Source organism: Zoogloea sp. GW822-FHT05C07 (assembly GCF_058800215.1).
In genome coordinates this window covers 749175-769374 of the sequence record NZ_CM179510.1, presented here as the reverse complement: position 1 = coordinate 769374, position 20200 = coordinate 749175, and the positions used below count along the sequence as shown (strand labels likewise).

Sequence of the window (20200 nt, the reverse complement as noted above, 5' to 3'; positions counted from 1 at the left end):
CCCCCGGCACGGGCCGGGGGCGGTGCGGCGGAAGCTTAGGCCTTGATGACGGCGGCGATGGCGTCGGCGACGTAGTCGAGGTTCTTGCTGTTCAGCGCGGCCAGGCAGATGCGGCCGGTGCCGACCGCGTAGATGCCGAACTCGGTCTTCATGCGCTCGACTTGGGCAGTGCTAAGGCCGGTGTACGAGAACATGCCGCGCTGCTTGATGACGAAGGAGAAGTCCTGATCGATGTTGCGGGCAGCAAGTTTGTCGACGAGGCCGGTGCGCATGGCGCGGATGCGGTCACGCATGCCGGCCAGCTCGGCTTCCCACTGAGCGCGCAGCTCGGGGGTGGACAGCACGGCAGCCACGACCGCGCCACCGTGGATCGGCGGGTTGGAGTAGTTGGTGCGGATCACACGCTTGAGCTGGGACAGCACGCGGGCGGACTCGTCCTTGCTCTGGGTGACGACGGACAGGGCGCCGACGCGCTCGCCGTACAGCGAGAAGCTCTTGGAGAACGAGCTGGACACGAAGAAGGACAGGCCGGAGGCGGCGAACAGGTTCACCGCGACGGCGTCCGGCTCGATACCGTCGGCGAAGCCCTGGTAGGCCATGTCGAGGAAGGGGATGAGGCCGCGGGCCGCACAGGCCTTGACCACTTCGGCCCACTGGGCTTCGGTGAGGTCGGCGCCGGTGGGGTTGTGGCAGCAGGCGTGCAGCACGATCACGGAGCCGGCCGGCAGCGTGTTGAGCTTGGCGATCATCGCCTCGGCGTTGGCGCCGCGGGTTTCCGGGTTGTAGTACGGGTAGGTTTCGACCGGGAAGCCGGCAGCCTCGAACAGGGCGCGGTGGTTTTCCCAGGACGGATCGGAGATGTAGACCGTGGCGCCGGACACGACGCGCTGGATCAGGTCGGCGCCGATGCGCAGGGCGCCGGTGCCGCCGAGGGCCTGGGCGGTGACGACGCGGCCGTCACGGATGAGGGCGCTGTCGGCACCGAACAGCAGGTTCTGCACCGCGCTGTTGTAGGCAACGGGGCCTTCGATGGGCTGGTAGCCGCGCGGGGGGGCTGCTTCGAGGCGGGTCTTTTCAGCGGTTTTGACGGCAGCCAGCAGGGGAATCTTGCCGTTGTCGTCGAAATAAACGCCAACGCCGAGGTTGACCTTGGTGCTGCGGGTATCCGCGTTGAAGGCTTCGTTCAGGCCAAGAATCGGATCGCGGGGGGCCATTTCCACCGCAGCAAAGATCGAAGAGCTCATGGGGTCTCCAAAAGGGGCGAAGGGAGCGGGGCACCTTGTGCCGGCCGCTGGGCGATAATGCGGGCTTGTCCAACGAAGTCGGGCTTGAAGCAAGGTGCTGTTCAAAGCCTGACTTGAACTTGTAATTTTATCATGGTCGATCAATCCGATAGCGGGCGTGTGGTGGTTTTCGAAGGCAGCCCGTTCCGACTGCACCAACCTTTTCAGCCCGGCGGCGACCAACCGGAGGCAATCCGCAAGCTCGTCGAGGGCATCGAAGACGGTCTGATGTTCCAGACTTTGCTGGGCGTGACGGGCTCCGGCAAGACCTACACGATGGCCAACGTCATCGCCCGCTGCGGCCGGCCGGCGCTGGTGCTGGCCCACAACAAGACACTGGCGGCGCAGCTGTATTCGGAGTTTCGCGAGTTCTTTCCGGAGAACGCGGTGGAGTACTTCGTAAGCTACTACGACTACTACCAGCCGGAAGCCTACGTGCCGTCCCGCGATCTGTTCATCGAGAAGGACTCGGCGATCAACGAGCACATCGAGCAGATGCGCCTGTCGGCCACCAAGAGCCTGATGGAGCGCCGCGATGTGGTGATCGTCGCGTCGGTGTCGTGCATCTACGGTATCGGTGATCCGGGCGACTACCACAGCATGGTGCTGCACCTGCGGGAAGGAGAGCGGATCGTCCATCGGGATCTCGTCCAGCGCCTGGTGGCCATGCAGTACAGCCGCGCGGACGTGGACTTCAAGCGCGGCACCTTCCGTGTGCGCGGCGACGTGATCGACATCTACCCGGCGGAAAATGCCGAGCACGCGCTGCGGGTGGAAATGTTCGACGACGAGATTGAGCACCTGACGCTGTTCGATCCGCTCACCGGGCACCTCAAGCAGAAGCTCAGCCGCTTCACCGTCTATCCGTCCAGCCATTACGTGACGCCGCGGGCCACGGTGCTGAAGGCAGTCGAGGCGATCAAGGAGGAGTTGCGCGAGCGCATGGAGGTGTTCTACAAGGGGAGCAAGCTGGTCGAGGCCCAGCGCATTGAGCAGCGCACCCGCTTCGACCTGGAGATGCTCAACGAGCTGGGCTTCTGCAAGGGCATCGAGAACTACTCCCGCCACATGTCTGGGCGGAAGGCCGGCGATGCGCCGCCGACGCTGATCGACTATCTGCCGAAGGACGGCCTGATGTTCATCGACGAGTCCCACGTGTCGATCGGCCAGGTCGGGGCGATGTACAAGGGCGACCGCTCGCGCAAGGAAAACCTCGTCGAGTACGGCTTCCGCTTGCCTTCGGCGCTGGACAACCGGCCGCTGAAGTTCGAGGAATTCGAGCGCCTGCTGCCGCAGACCGTCTTCGTGTCGGCCACGCCAGCGGCCTACGAGAAGGAGCACCAGGGCCAGGTGGTCGAGCAGGTGGTGCGCCCGACCGGGCTGGTGGACCCGATCATTGTCGTCAAGCCGGCGACCACGCAGGTGGACGACCTGCTCGGCGAGATCAAGCTGCGCCTTGCGGTGCAGGAGCGGGTGCTGGTGACCGTGCTGACCAAGCGCCTGGCCGAGGACCTTACCGAGTACCTGTCCGAGAACGGCATCCGGGTGCGCTACCTGCACTCGGACATCGACACCGTGGAGCGGGTCGAGATCATCCGCGACCTGCGCCTCGGCGAGTTCGACGTGCTGGTGGGCATCAACCTGCTGCGGGAAGGCCTGGACATTCCCGAAGTGTCGCTGGTGACGATCCTCGACGCGGACAAGGAAGGTTTCCTGCGTTCCGAGCGCTCGCTGATCCAGACGATCGGCCGCGCGGCGCGCCACCTGCATGGCACGGCAATCCTCTACGCCGACCGGATCACCGATTCGATGCGCGCCGCGATCGATGAAACGGAACGCCGGCGTGCCAAGCAGCTGGCTTTCAACGAGGCTAACGGTATTACGCCTAAGTCCGTGACAAAGCGCATAAAGGACATCATCGACGGTGTCTATGATGCGGGGACGGATGACAGGAAGACTCCAGCTGTAGCCGAAGGGCGTGCCGACTACCAGCAACTCGACGAGAAGGCGCTGGCCAGGACGATCCGGCAGCTCGAGAAGGAAATGCAGGAGCACGCCCGCAACCTGGAGTTCGAGAAAGCCGCGGCGACACGGGACCGTCTGTTCCGTCTGCGCCAGCAGGCATTTGGTGCCGAAGGGCACGATTCGTCCGCTTCACCCAACGCCACCGGCTGAGAAAGACTGATCAACGTGGTTCTCACTCTTGTACGTTCTGCCTGCCGCCTGCTTAAATTGTCAGTAGGAGGGGAGCACAGAATGAAAATATTGTTCGTATGCACTGGCAACATCTGTCGGTCGCCGACGGCCGAGGGTGTGGCGCGTCGCTGGCTGGCAATGGCCGGGCTGGGGGATGAGGTCGGTGTGGATTCCGCCGGAACACAGGGTTATCACGTGGGGGAGGCGCCGGATCCGCGCTCCCAGTCGGCGGCTTCGCGGCGTGGCTATGATCTTTCCCGTCTGCGGGCACGGAAGGTGGAGGCCAAGGATTTTGCCGAGTTCGATCTGCTGCTGGCGATGGACCGGGACCACCTTCAATACCTGCGGGACAAGGCACCGGAAGGCACCCGCCACAAGGTGCGCATGTTCATGAGCTATGCCCGCATGTCCCGGCGGGACGACGTACCCGATCCTTATTACGGTGGTGCGACGGGCTTCGATGCCGTCCTCGACATGTGCGAGGACGCCGTGCAGGGGCTCATCGACGAGATCCTTCCGGAGGTCAATCGCCGCCGGCAATCCGTGGGCTGAAGAGCGGGCAACGCCAGGAGCGCCAGGCCGCGACGGCAGCTCCTGCGTCCCGTACCGCCAAACAAAAAGGCCAGCCTCGAAAGGCTGGCCTTTTTATTGGTAGCGTTGTGCCCTTACTTGTTGGAGGTTTCCACCTGGACCAGAGGCTCATCGACGACCGGGGTGGCGACGCGGGTGCGGCGACGGCGTGCCGGCTGCGCAGCCTCTTCGGCCGGAACCTCAGCCTGGAAGGCCTTTACGGCATCGGCGCGGGTTTCCACCAGCACCAAGCCGCTGCCCGACAGATCGATGGGCGCCACGATCGGCGCTTCCGGGCTGGTCTTGGTAACGACGGCTTGCACTTCCGACTGGGCCTCGACGACGGGCGCGGCTTCGACCTGCACCGGAGCCGCTTCCTGTTCGGCAGCGGCGGCCGGGGTCAGCTGCTCCACAGCGACTTCGGGCTGGGTTTCGACGGCAGCGACGAGCGGTGCCACAACGGCTTCGCTTTCGACGAGCGGGCTGCTCATCACCTCGACAGCAGCCGTTTCGACCACGACGACCGGAGCGGGCTCGACAGGAGCCTGTTCGACTGCGGGCTGGCCGATGGCCGCGACGGCCTGTTCGATCAGATCGGGCTTGACCTGAGTGTCGGTGGGGGCTTGGACGGCGGGTTCGGCCATGGCTGCCGTTTCGGCCGGAGCGGCTTCCACGACGGCTTCCGCCACGACTACGGTGGGCGCAGCTTCGACGACCACCGGGCTGGCTTCAGCCGCCGGGACTTCGCTGACGACGGGCTGCAGAGCAGCGACGACGGCTTCGGCCGCCGGAGCGACTTCCTGCTCGGCACCTGCCTGAGCCTCATCGCCGATCGCCAGTTCGCCTTGGGCGGCGGCTTCGACGGAGTTGGCTTCCTCGTTGCGGCGGCCACCACGACGGCCGCGACGGCTGCGACGGCTGCGTTCGTTGCCTTCGCCTTCGGCCGATGCCGGGTTGGCTTCGGTCGGTGCCGCAGTTGCGGCCACGGCGTTGGCGGTCACTTGCTCGGCGCTGGCGACGATGCCTTCGGCTTCGGCAGCCTTGGGGGCCGGGTTGTTGCGGCTGCGACGTTCGCCGCGCTCGGCACGCTCACCGCGTTCGCTGTTGCGGCCTTCGCGCTCACCACGTTCCTGGCGTTCGCCGCGCTGGCGCTTTTCGCGCTGCTCGGTCTGCGCTTCGCCGGCGGTGGCGTTGCGTGCGTTGTCACGGGGCTCGCGCGTTTCGCGGGCTTCGCGGTTGTCGTTGCGCTCCTGGCGCTCGCCACGCTCACCACGTTCGTTGCGCTCTTCGCGCTGACCATCCCGGCGGCCGCGGTTGGTGTCGCGACCGTCACGGCGGTTGCGCTCGTTGCGGGGGCGGGATTCGCGGCGCGGCGTTTCGGGTTGGGCCACGACAGGTGCCGGCTCGGGCTGCTTCTCGCCGCGGAAGAACGCGAAGATGCGGGCCAGCAGGCCGGGTTGGCTTTCCGGCACGGCAGCGGCCGGCGCGGCCTTGGCTTCGACGACCGGCGCGGGCTGGTCGGGGGTGATGCCCTTGACCGCGGCTTCCTGGCGTACCGGGCGTTCCGGGTTGGCGGACGGCGGGGTGTAAGTTTCGCCGTCCGGCTTGGTGGCCATGCGGTAGCTCGGCAGGCTGGTGTCTTCGCTGTTGAGCTGGTCGTGGCGCAGGCGAACGATCTCGTGTTGCGGGGTTTCCAGGTGACGATTCGGGATCAGCACCAAGGTGACCTTGTGGCGCAGCTCGATCTTGGCGATGTCGTCGCGCTTCTCGTTGAGCAGGAAGGTCGCCACATCCACCGGAACCTGGCAATGCAGGGCGCCGGTGTTGTCCTTCATGGCTTCCTCTTCGAGGATGCGCAGGATATGCAGGGCCGACGATTCGGTGCTGCGGGTGTGGCCGGTGCCGTTACAGCGCGGGCAGGGGATGTAGCTGGTCTCGGCGAGGGCCGGGCGCAGGCGCTGGCGGGATAGCTCGAGCAGGCCGAAGCGGCTGATCTTGCCGGTCTGCACGCGGGCGCGGTCGTAGCGCAGGGCATCGCGCAGGCGGTTCTCGACTTCGCGCTGGTTCTTCTGCGACTCCATGTCGATGAAGTCGATGACGATCAGGCCGCCGAGGTCGCGCAGGCGCAACTGGCGGGCCACTTCGTCGGCGGCTTCGCAGTTGGTCTTGAAGGCGGTTTCCTCGATGTCCGCACCGCGGGTGGCGCGGCCGGAGTTCACGTCCACGGACACCAGCGCTTCGGTGTGGTCGATCACGATGGCGCCGCCGGACGGCAGGCTGACCTGGCGCGAGTAGGCGGACTCAATCTGGTGCTCGATCTGGAAGCGGGAGAACAGCGGCACGTCGTCGTGATAACGCTTCACGCGGTTCACGTTCTGCGGCATCACATGGGCCATGAACTGGCGGGCCTGCTCGTACACGTCGTCGGTGTCGATCAGGATCTCGCCGATGTCCGGCTGGAAGTAGTCACGGATCGCGCGGATCACCAGGCTGCCTTCCTGGTAGATCAGGAAGGCACCGGCCTGGGATTCGGCGGCGCCGTCGATGGCACGCCACAGTTGCAGCAGGTAGTTCAAGTCCCACTGCAGCTCTTCGGCGTTGCGGCCGATGGCGGCGGTGCGGGCGATCAGGCTCATGCCGCCCGGGACTTCGAGCTGGTCCATGACGTCGCGCAGTTCGGCGCGCTCGTCACCCTCGACGCGACGGGACACGCCACCGCCACGGGGGTTGTTGGGCATCAGCACCAGGTAACGGCCGGCCAGAGACACGAAGGTGGTGAGGGCGGCCCCCTTGTTGCCGCGTTCGTCCTTCTCGACCTGGACGATCAGCTCCTGCCCTTCCTTCAGCGCTTCCTTGATGGAAGCACGGCTGGCTTCGACTCCAGGCTGGAAGTAAGAGCGGGAGATTTCCTTGAACGGCAGGAAGCCGTGGCGCTCGGCGCCGTAGTCGACAAACGCGGCTTCGAGACTGGGCTCGATGCGCGTGATGACGGCTTTGTAGATGTTGCTTTTACGTTGTTCCTTGGCGGCCGACTCAATGTCGAGATCGATCAATTTCTGACCGTCGACAATGGCAACGCGGAGTTCCTCGGCCTGCGTTGCATTGAAGAGCATGCGCTTCATTCGTCTTCTTCTCCCGCGCAGCACACGGGCAGGACGAACCGCGCCACCGCTTAACTGCGGTGACTTAGTTTGGCGTTGTCGCGACTATCCTTCATCGAGGGGAATATCAAACTAATGTGGGCGGCGGGGTTCGTCTATGCACCCTGAACCGCGATTTTCCGCTGGGGACCGTGATGAACCTGGGGCACGACTGGTCTCGCAACTCCTTTGCCGTGCCGTACTCTCGGGTACGACGGCATTTCCCTTTGCGACCTCGGGCCTGCTCTCCAGAACTTCCTCACCGTCCCTGAATTCAGGGCCGTCAAACTGCGTGTGCGCTAGCGCGCAATAAGTACAAGTTTATTGTCGAATACAGTACCATCGCCCTCTTTTTGTCCGGCGATGGACCTTCCTGCGGTGTTTCGGGAGCGGGTGTGACCCTGGTGCTTGACCAGTGTCGAGTCGCTCCGGCGTGGCACAGGCCGGTGTTGAAGTCTTCACAACACGCGTGGGCAAATGCGACGCATCAGAACCGAAAAACCGCTCGCCAGTATATTTCAAAAAGATGGCCTTGAGTAAAGCCCCCTCTGTGATGCGTGTAGTCGTGGATGACGCGAGTGCCGGGCAGCGCATCGACAACTTCCTGGTCCGCGTCTGCAAGGGCGTGCCGAAGAGCCACGTGTACCGCATCCTGCGCAGCGGGGAAGTACGGGTGAATAGCAGGCGGGTGGATCAGACCTATCGCCTGCAGCTCGGCGACGAGGTGCGCATTCCGCCGATCCGCCTCGCCGAGAAAGCGGCGGGGCCGGCCATACCGGTCGGCAAGCCCTTCGACATCGTCTTCGAGGACGACGCTTTGTTGGTCCTCGACAAGCCGGCGGGCCTGGCCGTGCACGGGGGGAGCGGCGTCAGTTTCGGCGTCATCGAGCAGTTGCGCCGCCAGCGACCGGAGGCGAAGTTCCTCGAGCTGGTGCATCGCCTCGACCGGGAGACCTCGGGCCTGTTGATCGTCGCCAAGAAGCGTAGCGCGCTGACCGTGCTGCACGACATGATGCGCGAAGGCAAGGTGCGCAAGCGCTACCTGACCCTGGTGGCTGGGCGCTGGCTGAACCCGATGCAGCACGTGAAGCTGGCCCTGCACAAATACCTGACCGAAGGTGGCGAGCGTCGTGTCAGCGTGAACCCCGAGGGCAAGCCGGCGCATAGCATCGTCAGGCTGCTGAAGCGCTGGCAGAGCTACAGCCTGGTCGAGGTCGAGCTGAAGACCGGCCGCACGCACCAGATCCGCGTGCATCTGAGTCATCTGGGCTTTCCCTTGTGCGGCGACGACAAGTACGGGGATTTTTCGCTCAACAAGCAACTCGAAAAGCAGGGGTTCAAGCGGATGTTCCTGCACGCGGTGAAGCTCGCCTTCCATCACCCGTTGACGGACCAGTTGATCGAGCTGGAGGCGCCGCTGCCGCCGGAGCTGGAGCGCCATGTGGTGCAGGTCGAGCAAACGGAAGAGAGGGAGTATGGCTAAGCGTTTCGAACTGATCGTCTTCGACTGGGATGGCACGCTGATGGATTCGGCGGCGGCCATCGTGCGCGCGATCCAGGCGTCGGCGGCCGACCTCGGTCTGCCGATGCCGTCGGATGCCCGGGCTCGCCACGTGATCGGCCTCGGCCTCAGCGATGCGCTGCATTACGCCGTGCCCGAGCTGGCGGAGTCGGAGTATCCGCGTATGGTCGAGCGTTACCGCCATCACTACCTCGCCGGTGATCATCAGCTGACGCTGTTCGATGGCACCGTCGAGCTGATCGCAGCCCTGCGTGAGCGTGGGCACTTGCTGGCGGTGGCGACTGGCAAGAGCCGCAAGGGGCTGGAGCGGGCGCTGGCGTTTTCGGGGCTAGGCGAATACTTCCACGCGACCCGCTGTGCCGATGATTGTTTCTCGAAGCCGCATCCTGCCATGCTCGAGGAACTGATGGACGAGTTGGGCGTGGCTCAGACGTCGTGCCTGATGATCGGCGACACCACCCACGATCTGCAGATGGCCAGGAATGCAGGGGTGGAAGGGCTGGCGGTGAGTTTCGGGGCGCATCCGGTGGAGCAGTTGCAGGCGGAGGCGCCGCTGGCCTGTGTGCATTCGCCGGCGGAGTTGCGGGAATGGCTGGAACGCAACGCCTGATCTGTCCATCGGACGCGCTTCGCGAGGGCGAGGACGGGGTGCGCTTCAGCGTCACCCGAGTCACCGGGGAAGAGCCGGCCTTTGTCGTGCGTTTCCGCGGGCGGGTGCATGCCTACCTGAATCGCTGCGCCCATGTGCCGATCGAGCTGGACTGGACGCCCGGGCGTTTCTTCGACGACGAACGTCTTTACCTGATCTGCGCGACCCATGGTGCCCTCTATGAACCGGAGAGCGGCCGCTGCGTGGCGGGGCCGTGTCGGGGTAAGCGCTTGCTGGCGCTCTCCGTCGAAGAGCGCGATGGAATGGTATTTCTTGTAGACGAATAGCGATGGACGAAAGCGGGTCTGAACATTGGGAGCGCCGGGTGCTGGAAAAACTGGCGCTGGAGGGGCTGGCGGAGCAGAAGCGCCGTCGCCGCTGGGGCGTGTTCTTCAAGCTGGTGGCCGTGTTCTACGTGGGGCTCGCGCTGTGGATCCTGGGTGATTTCGGCGCAGCGGAACCGCTTGATGGCGGGCGCTTCACCGCACTGGTGAGCGTCGATGGCGTGATCGCCGCGAAGGGGGAGGCGAGCGCGGAGCGGATTGTGGCGGCCCTGCAGTCGGCGTTCGACGACAGCGGCACCCAGGGCGTTGTGCTGCGCATCAACAGTCCCGGCGGTAGCCCGGTGCAGGCAGGCATCATCAATGACGAGATCGGCCGGCTGCGTGCGCTGCATCCGCAGGTGCCGGTGTATGCGGTGGTCGAGGATGTCTGCGCGTCGGGCGGCTACTACGTGGCGGTGGCGGCGGACCGGATCTTCGTGGACAAGGCTAGCATCGTCGGATCGATCGGTGTGCTGATGGATGGTTTTGGTTTTGCCGGGTTGATGGGCAAGCTGGGTGTTGAGCGCCGCCTGCTGACGGCGGGAGAGAACAAGGGCTTTCTCGATCCGTATTCGCCGCAGAACCCGAAGCAGCTTGAGCATGCGAAGTCCATGCTGGGCGACATCCACGGGCAGTTCATCGCGGCGGTACGGAAAGGGCGCGGTGCGCGCCTGCAGGAGACGCCGGACATGTTCTCCGGCCTGATGTGGACCGGCGCGAAGAGTGTTCAGCTCGGCCTGGCCGATGGTTTCGGCACTGTCGCCTCCGTGGCGCGGGATGTCATCAAGGCGGAGAGCGTCCGTGATTTCACGCAGAAGCCCGGGCTGGCCGAGCGTTTTGCAGAGCGCTTCGGCACCGATATGGCCGAAAGCTTGATGAACACGCTGGGAAAGGCGACGGTGCGCTGACTGCCGTCAGGCGGCGAGGATCAGGAAGACGGTCGGTCGCTTGGCCAGTTCCGGTGCGGCGATCTTCTTCCATTCGGCGACCGGGCGGGTGTGGATCCACTCGCTGTCGAGGGTTAGATCGCGGGCGACGCACAAGCGTGTGTCGGCCTTGCAGACGCCGCGCAGCGCTTCGAACATCCGCTCGTTGCGGTACGGGGTCTCGATGAACAGCTGGGTGCGGGAAAAGCGCGCCGATTCGGCTTCCAGTTCGCGGATGCGCCGGTTGCGGGCTTCTTCATCCACCGGCAGGTAGCCGTGAAAAGCAAAGCTCTGGCCGTTGAGCCCGGAGCCCATCAGGGCTAGCAGCAGGGATGACGGGCCGACCAGCGGTGCGACGCGGATGCCCAGTTCGTGCGCGCGGCGGGCCAGCAGGGCGCCCGGATCGGCAACGGCCGGGCAGCCGGCCTCCGACATCAAGCCGGCGTCGCTGCCCGCGAGCAGGGGGGCGAGCAGGGTGTCCAGGTCGGCGGTGGAGGGTTTTTCGGGCAGCTCACGGATGTCGATGTCGCGCAGCGGTTGCGGGTGTTCGAAGCGCTTCAGTTCCGCGCGGGCCGTCTTGGCGTTTTCGACGACGAAATAGCTCAGGCTGCGGGCGCGGGTGGCGACGTCGGCAGGGGTGGTCAGTCCGGTGGATGCGGGGCCGAGGCTGACCGGGATCAGGTAGAGGGTGCCGCTGTTCATGGCTTTCAGGGAAGGGCGATGCCTTCGTTGCGCAGCATGCGGGCCAGCGCGATCAGCGGCAGACCGACGAGGGCGTTGGGGTCGTCGCCGCTGAGGGCGTCCAGCAGCGTGATGCCGAGCCCTTCCGATTTGGCGCTGCCGGCGCAGTCGAGCGGGCGCTCCTTGTCTACATAGCGCACGATCTCGTCGTCGCTCAGGCTGCGGAAGCGGACCTCGGTCGGTACGGCATCCACTTGCACGTGGCCGCTGCGCGTATTGAGCAGGGCAAGGGCGGTGTGGAAGATGACCGTGCGGCCGCTCATCGACTTGAGCTGGGCAATGGCCCGCTCGACGGTGCCAGGTTTGCCGAAGCGGGCGTCGCCCATATAGGCCACCTGGTCGCTGCCGATGATCAGGGCGTCGGGAAACTGGCCGGCGACCGCGCGGGCCTTTTCGACGGCGAGCCGTTCGGCTGTGGCTTGCGGCGCCTCACCGGGCAGCGGGGTTTCGTCGATGTCCGGGCGGGCGACATCGAAGGGTAGGTCGAAGCGCTGGAGCAGTTCGCGGCGGTAGGTCGAGGTGGAGGCGAGAACGAGTTTCATCGTAGCGGGAGGCCTGCAGTCGCGATGACTGGCGCAATCAAGCAGGGTTTTGACACGGGGAGCCGAAAATAATATCATGCCCCGCTTATGTCGCAAGAAAGCTTCGTGATCGACCTGCGGGCGCTGGCCAGAGACGGGCGTAGCGTGCAAAGAGCGGTGCCGGTAAAGAGTTTCGGTCGTCTGGCCGATTCGCTGCTGGAGCCGGTCGGCACGGTGACGTTCGAGTTTCAAGGTGAGTGTGACGACGAGGGCAAGCTCTACGTCGATCTGCGGGTCCAGGGTGACCTGGTGTTGCAGTGTCAGCGCTGTCTTGAGGCTTTGGTGTGGCCTTGCAGTGTGCGGAATCGTCTCCTGTTGCTTCGTGCCGGTGAGGAATTGCCGGAGGATGAGCTGGAGAACGATGAGGTCGATGCCCTTGAGGTGGAGCCTCAGACCGACCTGCTGGCCTTGGTGGAAGACGAGGTGCTCCTCGCCTTGCCCTTGGTGCCGCGCCACGAAAATTGCGAACCGCCGGTGAAAGCCGACGGCAATGAAGAAATTTCGCCCTTCGCCGTTCTGCGCCAGTTGCGCGGCAAGGTTTAAGTATTCCTCAAGGAGTGTTCCATGGCTGTTCAACAGAACAAAAAGTCCCCGTCCAAGCGCGGTATGCATCGTTCCCACGATTTCCTGATTGCCCCCCCGCTGGCCGTCGAGCCGACCACCGGTGAAGTGCACCTGCGTCACCACGTGTCGCCGTCCGGCGTCTACCGTGGCAAGAAGGTTGCCAAGGCCAAGGGCGAGTAATTTCCCCGGTCCGCGAGCGGCGCGACGCCTATGGGCGCTCGCGCCGTTTTCACACATGCTCCTCTCTGTTTGCGCCGAATGACTGTCACCCTGGCTATTGACTGCATGGGGGGCGATCACGGCCCCTCGGTGACCGTGCCGGCTTCCCTGCATTTCCTGCGGGAAGATCGCGACACCCGGATCATCCTCGTCGGGCGTCCGGAGGCCATCGAGCCCCATCTCGGAACGGCCTTGGCCGAGTTCGGAGAGCGCCTGCGCATCCATCGCGCCACCGAGGTGGTCGGCATGGATGAATCGCCCGCTCTGGCCATGCGCAATAAAAAGGACTCGTCGATGCGCGTCGCGGTCAACCTCGTCAAAGACGGGGAGGCCCAGGCGGCGGTGTCTGCCGGCAATACCGGCGCACTGATGGCGATTTCCCGTTTCGTCCTGAAAACTCTTCCCGGTATCGACCGCCCGGCGATCTGCAGTACGCTGCCGACGCTGCGTGGGCAAACCCATGTGCTCGATCTGGGGGCCAATGTGGACTGCTCGCCCGAGCATCTGTTGCAGTTCGGCATCATGGGCGCGATGCTTGTTGCGGCCGTCGAACACAACGAGCGTCCCAGCGTTGGCTTGCTGAACATCGGCGAGGAAGAGATCAAGGGCAATGAGGTCGTCAAGCAGGCTGCCGAGTTGCTGCGTGCCAGTGGGCTCAACTTCTACGGCAACGTGGAAGGCAACGACATCTACAAGGGAACCGTGGATGTGGTCGTCTGCGACGGCTTCGTCGGCAATGTGGCGCTGAAGACGTCCGAAGGCTTGGCCCAGATGATGGCCACATTCCTGCGCGAGCAGTTCTCCCGCAACTGGCTGACCAAGCTGGCGGCGCTCTTCGCGATGTCCGCCCTGAAGGGCTTCAAGCGCAAGCTGGACCCCCGGCGTTACAACGGCGCGGCCCTGCTGGGTTTGCGTGGCGTGGTGGTGAAGAGTCATGGCGCGGCCGATGCCTTTGCTTTCGAGCAGGCGGTTTGGCGGGCCGTGGAAGCCGCGCGCAATCGCCTCATAGAACGTATCAGCGAACGAATGGAACGTGAAAGGTCCGTTGCATGATTTATGCACGAGTGGCTGGCACCGGGAGTTTTCTGCCCGGCGAACCTGTTACCAACGATGATTTGGTGGCGCGCGGCATCGATACGTCGGACGAGTGGATTGCCGAGCGTACCGGTATTCGCGCCCGCCATCTGGCTGAGCCGGACGTCACCGCCAGCCAGCTGGCCTACGAGGCATCGGTGCGGGCGATCGAGGCGGCGGGCTGTCAGCCGGCGGACATCGACCTGATCATCGTCGCGACCTCTACGCCCGATTACATCTTTCCGAGTACCGCAGCGCTGCTGCAGGCCCGCCTGGGTATCGTCAATGGTGGTGCGGCTTTCGACCTGCAGGCGGTGTGTACCGGTTTCGCTTACGCGCTGGCCACCGCTGAGAAGTTCATCCGTTCGGGCAGCAACAAGCGGGCGCTGGTCGTCGGGGCCGAGGTCTTCTCGCGCATCCTCGACTGGAACGATCGCGGTACCTGCGTGCTGTTTGGCGATGGTGCCGGCGCGGTCGTGCTGGAAGCCTCCGACAAGCCCGGCATCCTGGCCACGGCGCTGCACGCCGACGGCAGCCACAATCCCATCCTGTGCGTACCCGGGCAGGTCAATCGCGGAAGCGTGACCGGCGATCCCTTCCTGCGCATGGATGGCCAGGCCGTCTTCAAGTTCGCGGTCAAGGTGCTGAGCGAAGTGGCGCGCGAAGTCACCGAGCAGGCCGGCATGCCGCTCGACGCGGTGGACTGGCTGATTCCCCACCAAGCCAACATCCGCATCATGCAGGCGACGGGCAAGCGCCTCGGCGTGCCAATGGAGAAGGTCATCGCGACGGTCGCCCAGCATGGCAATACGTCGGCGGCGTCTATTCCGCTGGCACTCGACCAGGCCGTCCGTGACGGGCGCATCCAGCGCGGGCAGCGTCTTCTGCTCGAAGGCGTGGGTGGCGGCTTCACGTGGGGCGCCGCGCTGCTCGAGTTTTAAAGAACAAGCAACAAGAATCAGTCACCATACAGGGTAGGGATCATGAATTTTGCGTTTGTGTTTCCGGGGCAGGGCTCCCAGTCCGTGGGCATGATGAATGCCTACGGCGAGTCCGCCGTGATTCGCCAGGCTTTTGCCGAGGCATCCGATGCGCTCGGCGAGGATCTGTGGCAGATGGTGCTGGAAGGTCCGGCCGAGGTGCTGGCCCAGACCGTCAATACCCAGCCGCTGATGCTGACCGCCGGTGTGGCCGTGTATCGCGAGTGGATCGCCCGCGGTGGTGCGGTGCCGGCCCTGGTCGCCGGTCACAGCCTCGGCGAGTATTCGGCGCTGGTGGCGGCCGGTTCCCTTGAGCTGGCCGAAGCGGTCAGGCTGGTGCGCCTGCGCGCGCAGGCCATGCAGGAAGCGGTTCCGCAGGGCGAAGGCGCGATGGCCGCGCTGCTCGGCCTGGAAGAGGATGCAGCCGTCGAGGCCTGTGCCGAAGCGGCCCAGGGCGACGTGGTCTCCGCCGCCAACCTGAACTCCCCGGGGCAGATCGTCATCGCGGGCTCCAAGGCTGCCGTCGAGCGTGCGATCACCGTGGCCAAGGCGCGCGGTGCCAAGCGCGCCGTGCTGCTGCCGGTGAGCGCGCCGTTCCACTGTGCGCTGATGAAGCCGGCGGCCGAGCGTCTCGCTGCGCGCCTGGCGGAAATCGAGCTGAAGGTGCCGGCCATTCCGGTGCTCAACAATGTGGACGTGGTCGTCGAGGACCAGCCCGCGCGCATCAAGGATGCGTTGGTGCGCCAGGCCTATTCCCCGGTGCGCTGGATCGAGACGGTGCGCGAGATCGCCCGTCGTGGTTCGACGCATGTGTTCGAATGCGGCCCCGGCAAGGTGCTGGCCGGCATGACCAAGCGTATCGAAGGCAGCCTGCAGGGCGGCGCGATCGCCGACGTGGCCAGCCTGGAAGAGATTCTGAAGACAACGGGGGCGGTATGACTCAGGTTTTGCAGGGACAGGTTGCACTGGTGACCGGTGCGTCCCGCGGTATCGGACGGGCCATTGCGCTCGAACTGGGGCGCATGGGTGCGACGGTGATCGGGACGGCAACTTCGGAAGCCGGTGCGGCGGACATTCAGGCCGGCCTCGAGGCGGCAGGTATCGCAGGTCGCGGCCTGGCCCTCGACGTGACCGATGCCGAGGCCTGTGAAGCGGCGCTGGGTGCGATCGAGAAGGATTTCGGCGCGGTGGCCGTGCTGGTCAATAACGCCGGCATCACCCGCGACAACCTGGCCATGCGCATGAAGGATGGTGAGTGGGATGCGGTCATCGACACCAATCTGAAAGCTGTCTTCCGCATGTCCAAGCTGGTCATGCGTGGCATGATGAAGGCGCGTGTCGGCCGGATCATCAACATCACCTCGGTGGTCGGCAGTTCCGGCAATCCGGGCCAGGCCAACTACGCGGCCGCCAAGGCTGGCGTGGCGGGCATGACCCGGGCGCTGGCGCAGGAACTCGGTAGTCGCAACATCACGGTCAACTGTGTTGCGCCGGGCTTCATCGACACCGACATGACCAAGGAATTGCCGGAAGCGCAGCGCGAGGCGCTGCAGGGCAAGATCGCGCTGGGCCGTCTCGGCAAGCCGGAAGAAATCGCCTCCGTGGTGGGCTTCCTGGCGTCGCCGGCTGCGTCTTACGTGACTGGCGCGACCTTGCACGTGAACGGTGGTATGTACATGGCCTGATCCTCGCCACGCTGGCGGGGGGGCATGTTTTTGGTAGAATGCGAAGGTTTTTGAATTCACACCCGTAATCAGGGAAGGAGTAAACACATGGAAAATATCGAACAGCGCGTCAAGAAAATCGTTGCCGAACAACTCGGTGTCAACGAGTCCGAAATCAAGAACGAATCCTCCTTCGTGGATGATCTGGGCGCCGACTCCCTCGACACCGTCGAGCTGGTGATGGCTCTGGAAGAAGAGTTCGAGTGCGAGATCCCCGACGAAGAAGCCGAGAAGATCACCAGCGTTCAGCAAGCGATCGACTACGTCACCGCCCACCTGAAGAAGTAAGTTTTCGGAGCCTGCCTTGACCCGTCGCAGAGTCGTCGTCACCGGCCTTGGCGTTATTTCGCCGGTCGGCAATACCGTGTCTGAAGCCTGGGACGCCATCCTGAATGGTCGTTCCGGCATCGGTGAGATCACCCGTTTCGATACCACAAATTTCTCGGCAAAAATCGCCGGTGAAGTGAAGGGCTTCGATATTGGTGCCTATCTTTCGCCGAAAGAAGCGCGTCGTATGGATGGGTTCATCCACTACGGCCTTGCCGCGGGCATCCAGGCTTTCCGTGATTCGGGCATCGAGGTGACCGAGGAGAATGCCCACCGGATCGGTGTCAACATCGGTTCGGGCATCGGCGGTCTGCCGATGATCGAGGATACCCACGACGATTTCCTCGCCGGCGGTCCCCGCAAGATTTCCCCGTTCTTCATCCCCGGCACCATCATCAACATGATCTCGGGTAATCTGTCGATCATGTTTGGTCTGAAGGGGCCGAACATCGCGGTCGTCACGGCCTGTACCACCGGCCTGCACGCGATCGGCACCAGTGCCCGGATGATCGAATACGGCGACGCTGACATGATGGTTTGCGGCGGTGCCGAGTCCACCGTCACGCCGCTGGCTGTTGGTGGCTTTGCGTCCGCCAAGGCCTTGTCCACGCGCAATGACGATCCCGCCACGGCCAGCCGTCCGTGGGACAAGGATCGTGATGGCTTCGTACTGGGCGAGGGGGCTGGCGTGCTGGTCCTCGAGGAGTACGAACACGCGGTCAAGCGTGGTGCGCGCATCTATGCCGAACTGGCCGGTTTCGGCATGAGCGGCGATGCCTACCACATGACCGCGCCGGACACCGACGGGCCGCGTCGCAGCATGGTCAATGCGCTGAAGAACGCCGGCGTGAACCCGGATGAAGTGCAGTACCTCAACGCGCACGGCACTTCCACGCCGCTTGGCGACAAGAACGAAACGGAGGCCATCAAGCTGGCTTTCGGTGCCGATGTCGCCAAGGGTCTGGTGGTTAACTCCACCAAGTCGATGACCGGCCACCTGCTTGGCGGTGCGGGCGGTCTCGAGTCCGTGCTGACGACGCTGGCGGTCTATCACCAGGTGTCGCCACCGACGATCAATATTTTCGAGCAGGATCCGGAGTGCGATCTGGACTACTGCGCGAACGTTGCCCGCCCGATGAAGATCGACGTGGCAATGAAGAACAACTTCGGCTTCGGTGGTACCAACGGTACCCTGGTGTTCCGCAAGATCTGACCACATGGACGCACGGAAACCCGCGCGTCCATGACCGTCATTGAGTTCAGGCCGTCGCGGCTGCTCGCCATGCTTCTTGTGGCGCTGCATCTCGCGGCGGCTTTTTCATTTCTGCTCGGTTTTGGTTTGGGAGTGGCCGGTGCAGTCGGGTGGCTGGTGCTGGCGGGATCAGGCTGGCATTGCTGGCGTCATTGCCGTCGAGTGCCGGAGCCTCTGGGGCTGCTGGAGGATGGAGTGCTGCTCTTTGATCCGGATGGGCTACTGGAGCACAGGCTGAATCTGCTGCCGGCAAGCGTGGTGACTTATCCGGCTGTCTGGTTGGTCTGGCAGGTTGAAGGCGAGCGGGAAACCGGCGCGCTGATGCTGCTGCGCGATCAGCTCGCGCCATCGGCGTGGACGGAACTGCAGGTGTGCTTGCGTCTGCGGGCCCGGATGCGTCTCGAGGGCCCGCAGGATTCGCCTTAGTCTCGCGGCAGCGGCGCACGCACGAAGCTGCTGCGCTTGCGCGGCGGACGGAGGGTGGTATCGCGGGCCTTCGGCAGGGTTTCCGGATAGTCGCGACTGAAGTGCAGGCCACGGCTTTCCTGGCGCTTGAGGGCGCTGCGGACGATCAGTTCGGCGGTGACGACCAGGTTGCGCAGCTCGATCAGATCGTTGGAAACACGGAAATTGCTGTAGTACTCGTCGATTTCCCGCGCCAGCAGGCGGATGCGGTGCTGGGCGCGCTCGAGGCGCTTGTTGGTCCGCACGATGCCTACGTAGTCCCACATGAAGCGGCGCAATTCGTCCCAGTTGTGGGAGATGACGATCGTCTCATCGGCGTCCGTGACCCGGCTTTCGTCCCACTGGGGCAGGTTGTCGGGCAGGGGGCGGGGATTGGCGAGAATGTCGGCGGCGGCGGATTCGCTGAAGACCAGGCATTCGAGCAGGGAGTTGCTGGCCAGCCGGTTGGCGCCATGCAGGCCCGTGCAGGCGCTTTCCCCAATCGCGTAAAGCCCCTTCACATCGGTGCGCGCGTGCAGGTCGGTGACGATGCCACCACAGGAGTAATGTGCCGCTGGCACGACCGGGATCGGCTGGCGGGTGATGTCGATGCCCAGTTCCAGGCAGCGCGCCAGGATGTTCGGAAAGTGGCTCTGCAGGAAATCCGCCGGCTTGTGGCTGATGTCGAGGAAGACACAGTCCAGGCCGTGCTTCTTCATCTCGAAGTCGATGGCGCGCGCCACCACGTCACGCGGGGCGAGCTCCAGGCGCGGATCGTGATCCTGCATGAAGCGGCTGCCGTCCGGGCGGCGCAGCACGCCGCCTTCGCCGCGCACGGCTTCGGAGATTAGGAAGGACTTGGCTTGCGGGTGGTAGAGGCAGGTCGGATGGAACTGGATGAATTCCATGTTGGCGACCCGGCAGCCGGCGCGCCACGCCATGGCCACGCCGTCGCCGGTTGCGGTGTCGGGGTTGGTCGTATATAGGTAGACCTTGCCGGTGCCGCCGGTGGCCAGCACCGTGTGGCGTGCGGCGATGGTGCGCATCTCGTCGTTGGCGATGTCGAGCACGTAGGCGCCGAGGCAGCCTTCATCCGAGCGCCCGACCTTGGTGCCGGTGATGAGGTCAATGGCGATGTGCTGCTCGAGGATCGTGATGTTCGGGTGGCGGCGGACCTGTTCGGTCAGCGTGGCCTGTACTGCGGCGCCGGTGGCATCGGCGGCATGGATGATGCGCCGGTGGCTGTGGCCGCCTTCGCGGGTCAGGTGGTAGCCGATGGCGGTGCTGGGGTCGGTGGTGAAGGGGACGCCATGCTCGATCAGCCAGTGGATTGCGCGGGGGCCGTTCTCGACGACGAAGCGCGTGGCGCTGTCGGAGCACAGGCCGGCGCCGGCTGTGTGGGTGTCGGACACATGGGCTTCGGTGTCGTCGGCGGGATCGAGAACTGCGGCGATGCCGCCTTGGGCCCAGGCGCTGGCGCTGTCTTCGAGGGAGCGTTTGGTAACGAGGGCGATCTTGAGTTTGTCTGCCAGGCGCAGAGCCAGGGATTGTCCGGCCAGGCCACTGCCCAGAATGAGCACGTCAAAAGCGGTCACTTCGGTGGGATTGCCGCGGTGGGCTGTTTTGCGAAGGGCCGACTATAGCACGTGCAGTTAGTCGCAAAACAACCCTGAGGACGACTGAAC

General features: G+C 64.6%; 20 protein-coding genes. 15 read left to right on the top strand and 5 right to left on the bottom strand.

Going from position 1 to position 20200, the window contains the following annotated elements; all coding sequences use genetic code 11:
- Positions 1 to 35: 35 nt before the first annotated feature.
- A complete protein-coding gene (locus AC3QL2_RS03625) occupies positions 36 to 1244 on the bottom strand; it encodes an amino acid aminotransferase (RefSeq protein ID WP_493236157.1) in 1209 nt (402 codons plus the stop codon).
- Positions 1245 to 1376: 132 nt separating this feature from the next.
- On the opposite strand from AC3QL2_RS03625, the gene uvrB reads away from it, so the two are divergent.
- The gene (gene uvrB, locus AC3QL2_RS03620; RefSeq protein ID WP_493236158.1) at positions 1377 to 3458 is read left to right on the top strand and encodes an excinuclease ABC subunit UvrB; all 2082 of its coding nucleotides are present in this window, start codon (positions 1377 to 1379) and stop codon (positions 3456 to 3458) included.
- 81 nt (positions 3459 to 3539) lie between these two features.
- Positions 3540 to 4031, top strand: coding sequence for a low molecular weight protein-tyrosine-phosphatase (locus AC3QL2_RS03615; RefSeq protein WP_493236159.1), 492 nt, complete (start codon positions 3540 to 3542; stop codon positions 4029 to 4031).
- Between the two features lie 113 nt (positions 4032 to 4144).
- Here AC3QL2_RS03615 and AC3QL2_RS03610 read toward each other — a convergent pair whose 3' ends face one another.
- The gene (locus AC3QL2_RS03610) at positions 4145 to 7171 is read right to left on the bottom strand and encodes an Rne/Rng family ribonuclease (RefSeq protein ID WP_493236160.1); all 3027 of its coding nucleotides are present in this window, start codon (positions 7169 to 7171) and stop codon (positions 4145 to 4147) included.
- A 544-nt stretch (positions 7172 to 7715) separates the two neighbouring features.
- Here AC3QL2_RS03610 and AC3QL2_RS03605 point away from each other — a divergent pair.
- The 4 genes from AC3QL2_RS03605 to AC3QL2_RS03590 are packed head-to-tail and all read left to right on the top strand — an operon-like array spanning position 7716 to position 10591.
- Complete coding sequence (locus AC3QL2_RS03605) at positions 7716 to 8672, top strand: RluA family pseudouridine synthase (RefSeq protein WP_493236161.1); 957 nt, start codon at positions 7716 to 7718, stop codon at positions 8670 to 8672.
- Positions 8665 to 9321 (top strand): HAD-IA family hydrolase, encoded by a 657-nt coding sequence (locus tag AC3QL2_RS03600; protein ID WP_493236162.1) that lies wholly within the window; start codon positions 8665 to 8667, stop codon positions 9319 to 9321. The genes AC3QL2_RS03605 and AC3QL2_RS03600 overlap by 8 nt, the downstream gene beginning before the upstream one ends.
- Positions 9300 to 9647 (top strand): Rieske (2Fe-2S) protein, encoded by a 348-nt coding sequence (locus AC3QL2_RS03595; RefSeq protein WP_493236163.1) that lies wholly within the window; start codon positions 9300 to 9302, stop codon positions 9645 to 9647. Before AC3QL2_RS03600 ends, AC3QL2_RS03595 begins: the two co-directional genes overlap by 22 nt.
- Before the next feature lie 2 nt (positions 9648 to 9649).
- Positions 9650 to 10591, top strand: a complete 942-nt coding sequence (locus AC3QL2_RS03590) for a S49 family peptidase (protein WP_493236164.1) — start codon at positions 9650 to 9652, stop codon at positions 10589 to 10591.
- Between the two features lie 6 nt (positions 10592 to 10597).
- Here the strand turns inward: AC3QL2_RS03590 and AC3QL2_RS03585 are convergent, their stop codons facing one another.
- Positions 10598 to 11311 carry an SAM-dependent methyltransferase gene (locus AC3QL2_RS03585; protein ID WP_493236165.1) on the bottom strand — a complete coding sequence of 238 codons (714 nt, stop codon included), beginning with the start codon at positions 11309 to 11311 and terminating at the stop codon, positions 10598 to 10600.
- Between the two features lie 5 nt (positions 11312 to 11316).
- Positions 11317 to 11892, bottom strand: coding sequence for a Maf family protein (locus tag AC3QL2_RS03580; protein WP_493236166.1), 576 nt, complete (start codon positions 11890 to 11892; stop codon positions 11317 to 11319).
- Positions 11893 to 11997: 105 nt separating this feature from the next.
- Between AC3QL2_RS03580 and AC3QL2_RS03575 the strand changes: the two genes are divergently transcribed.
- The 9 genes from AC3QL2_RS03575 to AC3QL2_RS03535 all read left to right on the top strand — a co-directional run bounded on the left by AC3QL2_RS03575 (position 11998) and on the right by AC3QL2_RS03535 (position 18497).
- Positions 11998 to 12474, top strand: coding sequence for a YceD family protein (locus AC3QL2_RS03575; RefSeq protein WP_493236167.1), 477 nt, complete (start codon positions 11998 to 12000; stop codon positions 12472 to 12474).
- Between the two features lie 21 nt (positions 12475 to 12495).
- On the top strand, positions 12496 to 12675 hold the full coding sequence (rpmF, locus tag AC3QL2_RS03570; protein ID WP_493236168.1) for a 50S ribosomal protein L32: 180 nt from the start codon (positions 12496 to 12498) through the stop codon (positions 12673 to 12675).
- A 78-nt stretch (positions 12676 to 12753) separates the two neighbouring features.
- Positions 12754 to 13767 (top strand): phosphate acyltransferase PlsX, encoded by a 1014-nt coding sequence (gene plsX / locus AC3QL2_RS03565; protein ID WP_493236169.1) that lies wholly within the window; start codon positions 12754 to 12756, stop codon positions 13765 to 13767.
- Positions 13764 to 14729 carry a beta-ketoacyl-ACP synthase III gene (locus AC3QL2_RS03560; protein ID WP_493236170.1) on the top strand — a complete coding sequence of 322 codons (966 nt, stop codon included), beginning with the start codon at positions 13764 to 13766 and terminating at the stop codon, positions 14727 to 14729. Before plsX ends, AC3QL2_RS03560 begins: the two co-directional genes overlap by 4 nt.
- Positions 14730 to 14771: 42 nt before the next feature.
- On the top strand, positions 14772 to 15707 hold the full coding sequence (fabD, locus tag AC3QL2_RS03555; protein ID WP_493236171.1) for an ACP S-malonyltransferase: 936 nt from the start codon (positions 14772 to 14774) through the stop codon (positions 15705 to 15707).
- A complete protein-coding gene (gene fabG / locus AC3QL2_RS03550; RefSeq protein WP_493236172.1) occupies positions 15704 to 16453 on the top strand; it encodes a 3-oxoacyl-ACP reductase FabG in 750 nt (249 codons plus the stop codon). Before fabD ends, fabG begins: the two co-directional genes overlap by 4 nt.
- Positions 16454 to 16540: 87 nt before the next feature.
- Positions 16541 to 16780, top strand: coding sequence for an acyl carrier protein (gene acpP / locus AC3QL2_RS03545; RefSeq protein WP_079435598.1), 240 nt, complete (start codon positions 16541 to 16543; stop codon positions 16778 to 16780).
- 16 nt (positions 16781 to 16796) lie between these two features.
- Positions 16797 to 18032 carry a beta-ketoacyl-ACP synthase II gene (gene fabF / locus AC3QL2_RS03540; protein WP_493236173.1) on the top strand — a complete coding sequence of 412 codons (1236 nt, stop codon included), beginning with the start codon at positions 16797 to 16799 and terminating at the stop codon, positions 18030 to 18032.
- 30 nt (positions 18033 to 18062) lie between these two features.
- Entirely contained in the window at positions 18063 to 18497 is a 435-nt protein-coding gene (locus AC3QL2_RS03535; protein ID WP_493236174.1) for a protein YgfX, read from the top strand.
- Here the strand turns inward: AC3QL2_RS03535 and nadB are convergent.
- Positions 18494 to 20110 carry an L-aspartate oxidase gene (gene nadB / locus AC3QL2_RS03530; protein WP_493236175.1) on the bottom strand — a complete coding sequence of 539 codons (1617 nt, stop codon included), beginning with the start codon at positions 20108 to 20110 and terminating at the stop codon, positions 18494 to 18496. The two genes, AC3QL2_RS03535 and nadB, sit on opposite strands and share 4 nt — an antisense overlap.
- Positions 20111 to 20200 lie beyond the last annotated feature (90 nt).

Bases quoted from the DNA above. Each gene is read 5' to 3' on its own strand.
- uvrB (WP_493236158.1), top strand. From the start codon at position 1,377: ATGGTCGATCAATCCGATAGCGGGCGTGTGGTGGTTTTCGAAGGCAGC.
- AC3QL2_RS03615 (WP_493236159.1), top strand. From the start codon at position 3,540: ATGAAAATATTGTTCGTATGCACTGGCAACATCTGTCGGTCGCCGACG.
- plsX (WP_493236169.1), top strand. From the start codon at position 12,754: ATGACTGTCACCCTGGCTATTGACTGCATGGGGGGCGATCACGGCCCC.
- AC3QL2_RS03580 (WP_493236166.1), bottom strand. From the start codon at position 11,892: ATGAAACTCGTTCTCGCCTCCACCTCGACCTACCGCCGCGAACTGCTC.
- AC3QL2_RS03590 (WP_493236164.1), top strand. From the start codon at position 9,650: ATGGACGAAAGCGGGTCTGAACATTGGGAGCGCCGGGTGCTGGAAAAA.
- AC3QL2_RS03605 (WP_493236161.1), top strand. From the start codon at position 7,716: ATGGCCTTGAGTAAAGCCCCCTCTGTGATGCGTGTAGTCGTGGATGAC.
- AC3QL2_RS03600 (WP_493236162.1), top strand. From the start codon at position 8,665: ATGGCTAAGCGTTTCGAACTGATCGTCTTCGACTGGGATGGCACGCTG.
- AC3QL2_RS03610 (WP_493236160.1), bottom strand. From the start codon at position 7,171: ATGAAGCGCATGCTCTTCAATGCAACGCAGGCCGAGGAACTCCGCGTT.
- AC3QL2_RS03535 (WP_493236174.1), top strand. From the start codon at position 18,063: ATGACCGTCATTGAGTTCAGGCCGTCGCGGCTGCTCGCCATGCTTCTT.
- fabD (WP_493236171.1), top strand. From the start codon at position 14,772: ATGAATTTTGCGTTTGTGTTTCCGGGGCAGGGCTCCCAGTCCGTGGGC.
- acpP (WP_079435598.1), top strand. From the start codon at position 16,541: ATGGAAAATATCGAACAGCGCGTCAAGAAAATCGTTGCCGAACAACTC.
- AC3QL2_RS03595 (WP_493236163.1), top strand. From the start codon at position 9,300: ATGGCTGGAACGCAACGCCTGATCTGTCCATCGGACGCGCTTCGCGAG.
- AC3QL2_RS03625 (WP_493236157.1), bottom strand. From the start codon at position 1,244: ATGAGCTCTTCGATCTTTGCTGCGGTGGAAATGGCCCCCCGCGATCCG.
- AC3QL2_RS03585 (WP_493236165.1), bottom strand. From the start codon at position 11,311: ATGAACAGCGGCACCCTCTACCTGATCCCGGTCAGCCTCGGCCCCGCA.
- AC3QL2_RS03560 (WP_493236170.1), top strand. From the start codon at position 13,764: ATGATTTATGCACGAGTGGCTGGCACCGGGAGTTTTCTGCCCGGCGAA.
- fabG (WP_493236172.1), top strand. From the start codon at position 15,704: ATGACTCAGGTTTTGCAGGGACAGGTTGCACTGGTGACCGGTGCGTCC.
- rpmF (WP_493236168.1), top strand. From the start codon at position 12,496: ATGGCTGTTCAACAGAACAAAAAGTCCCCGTCCAAGCGCGGTATGCAT.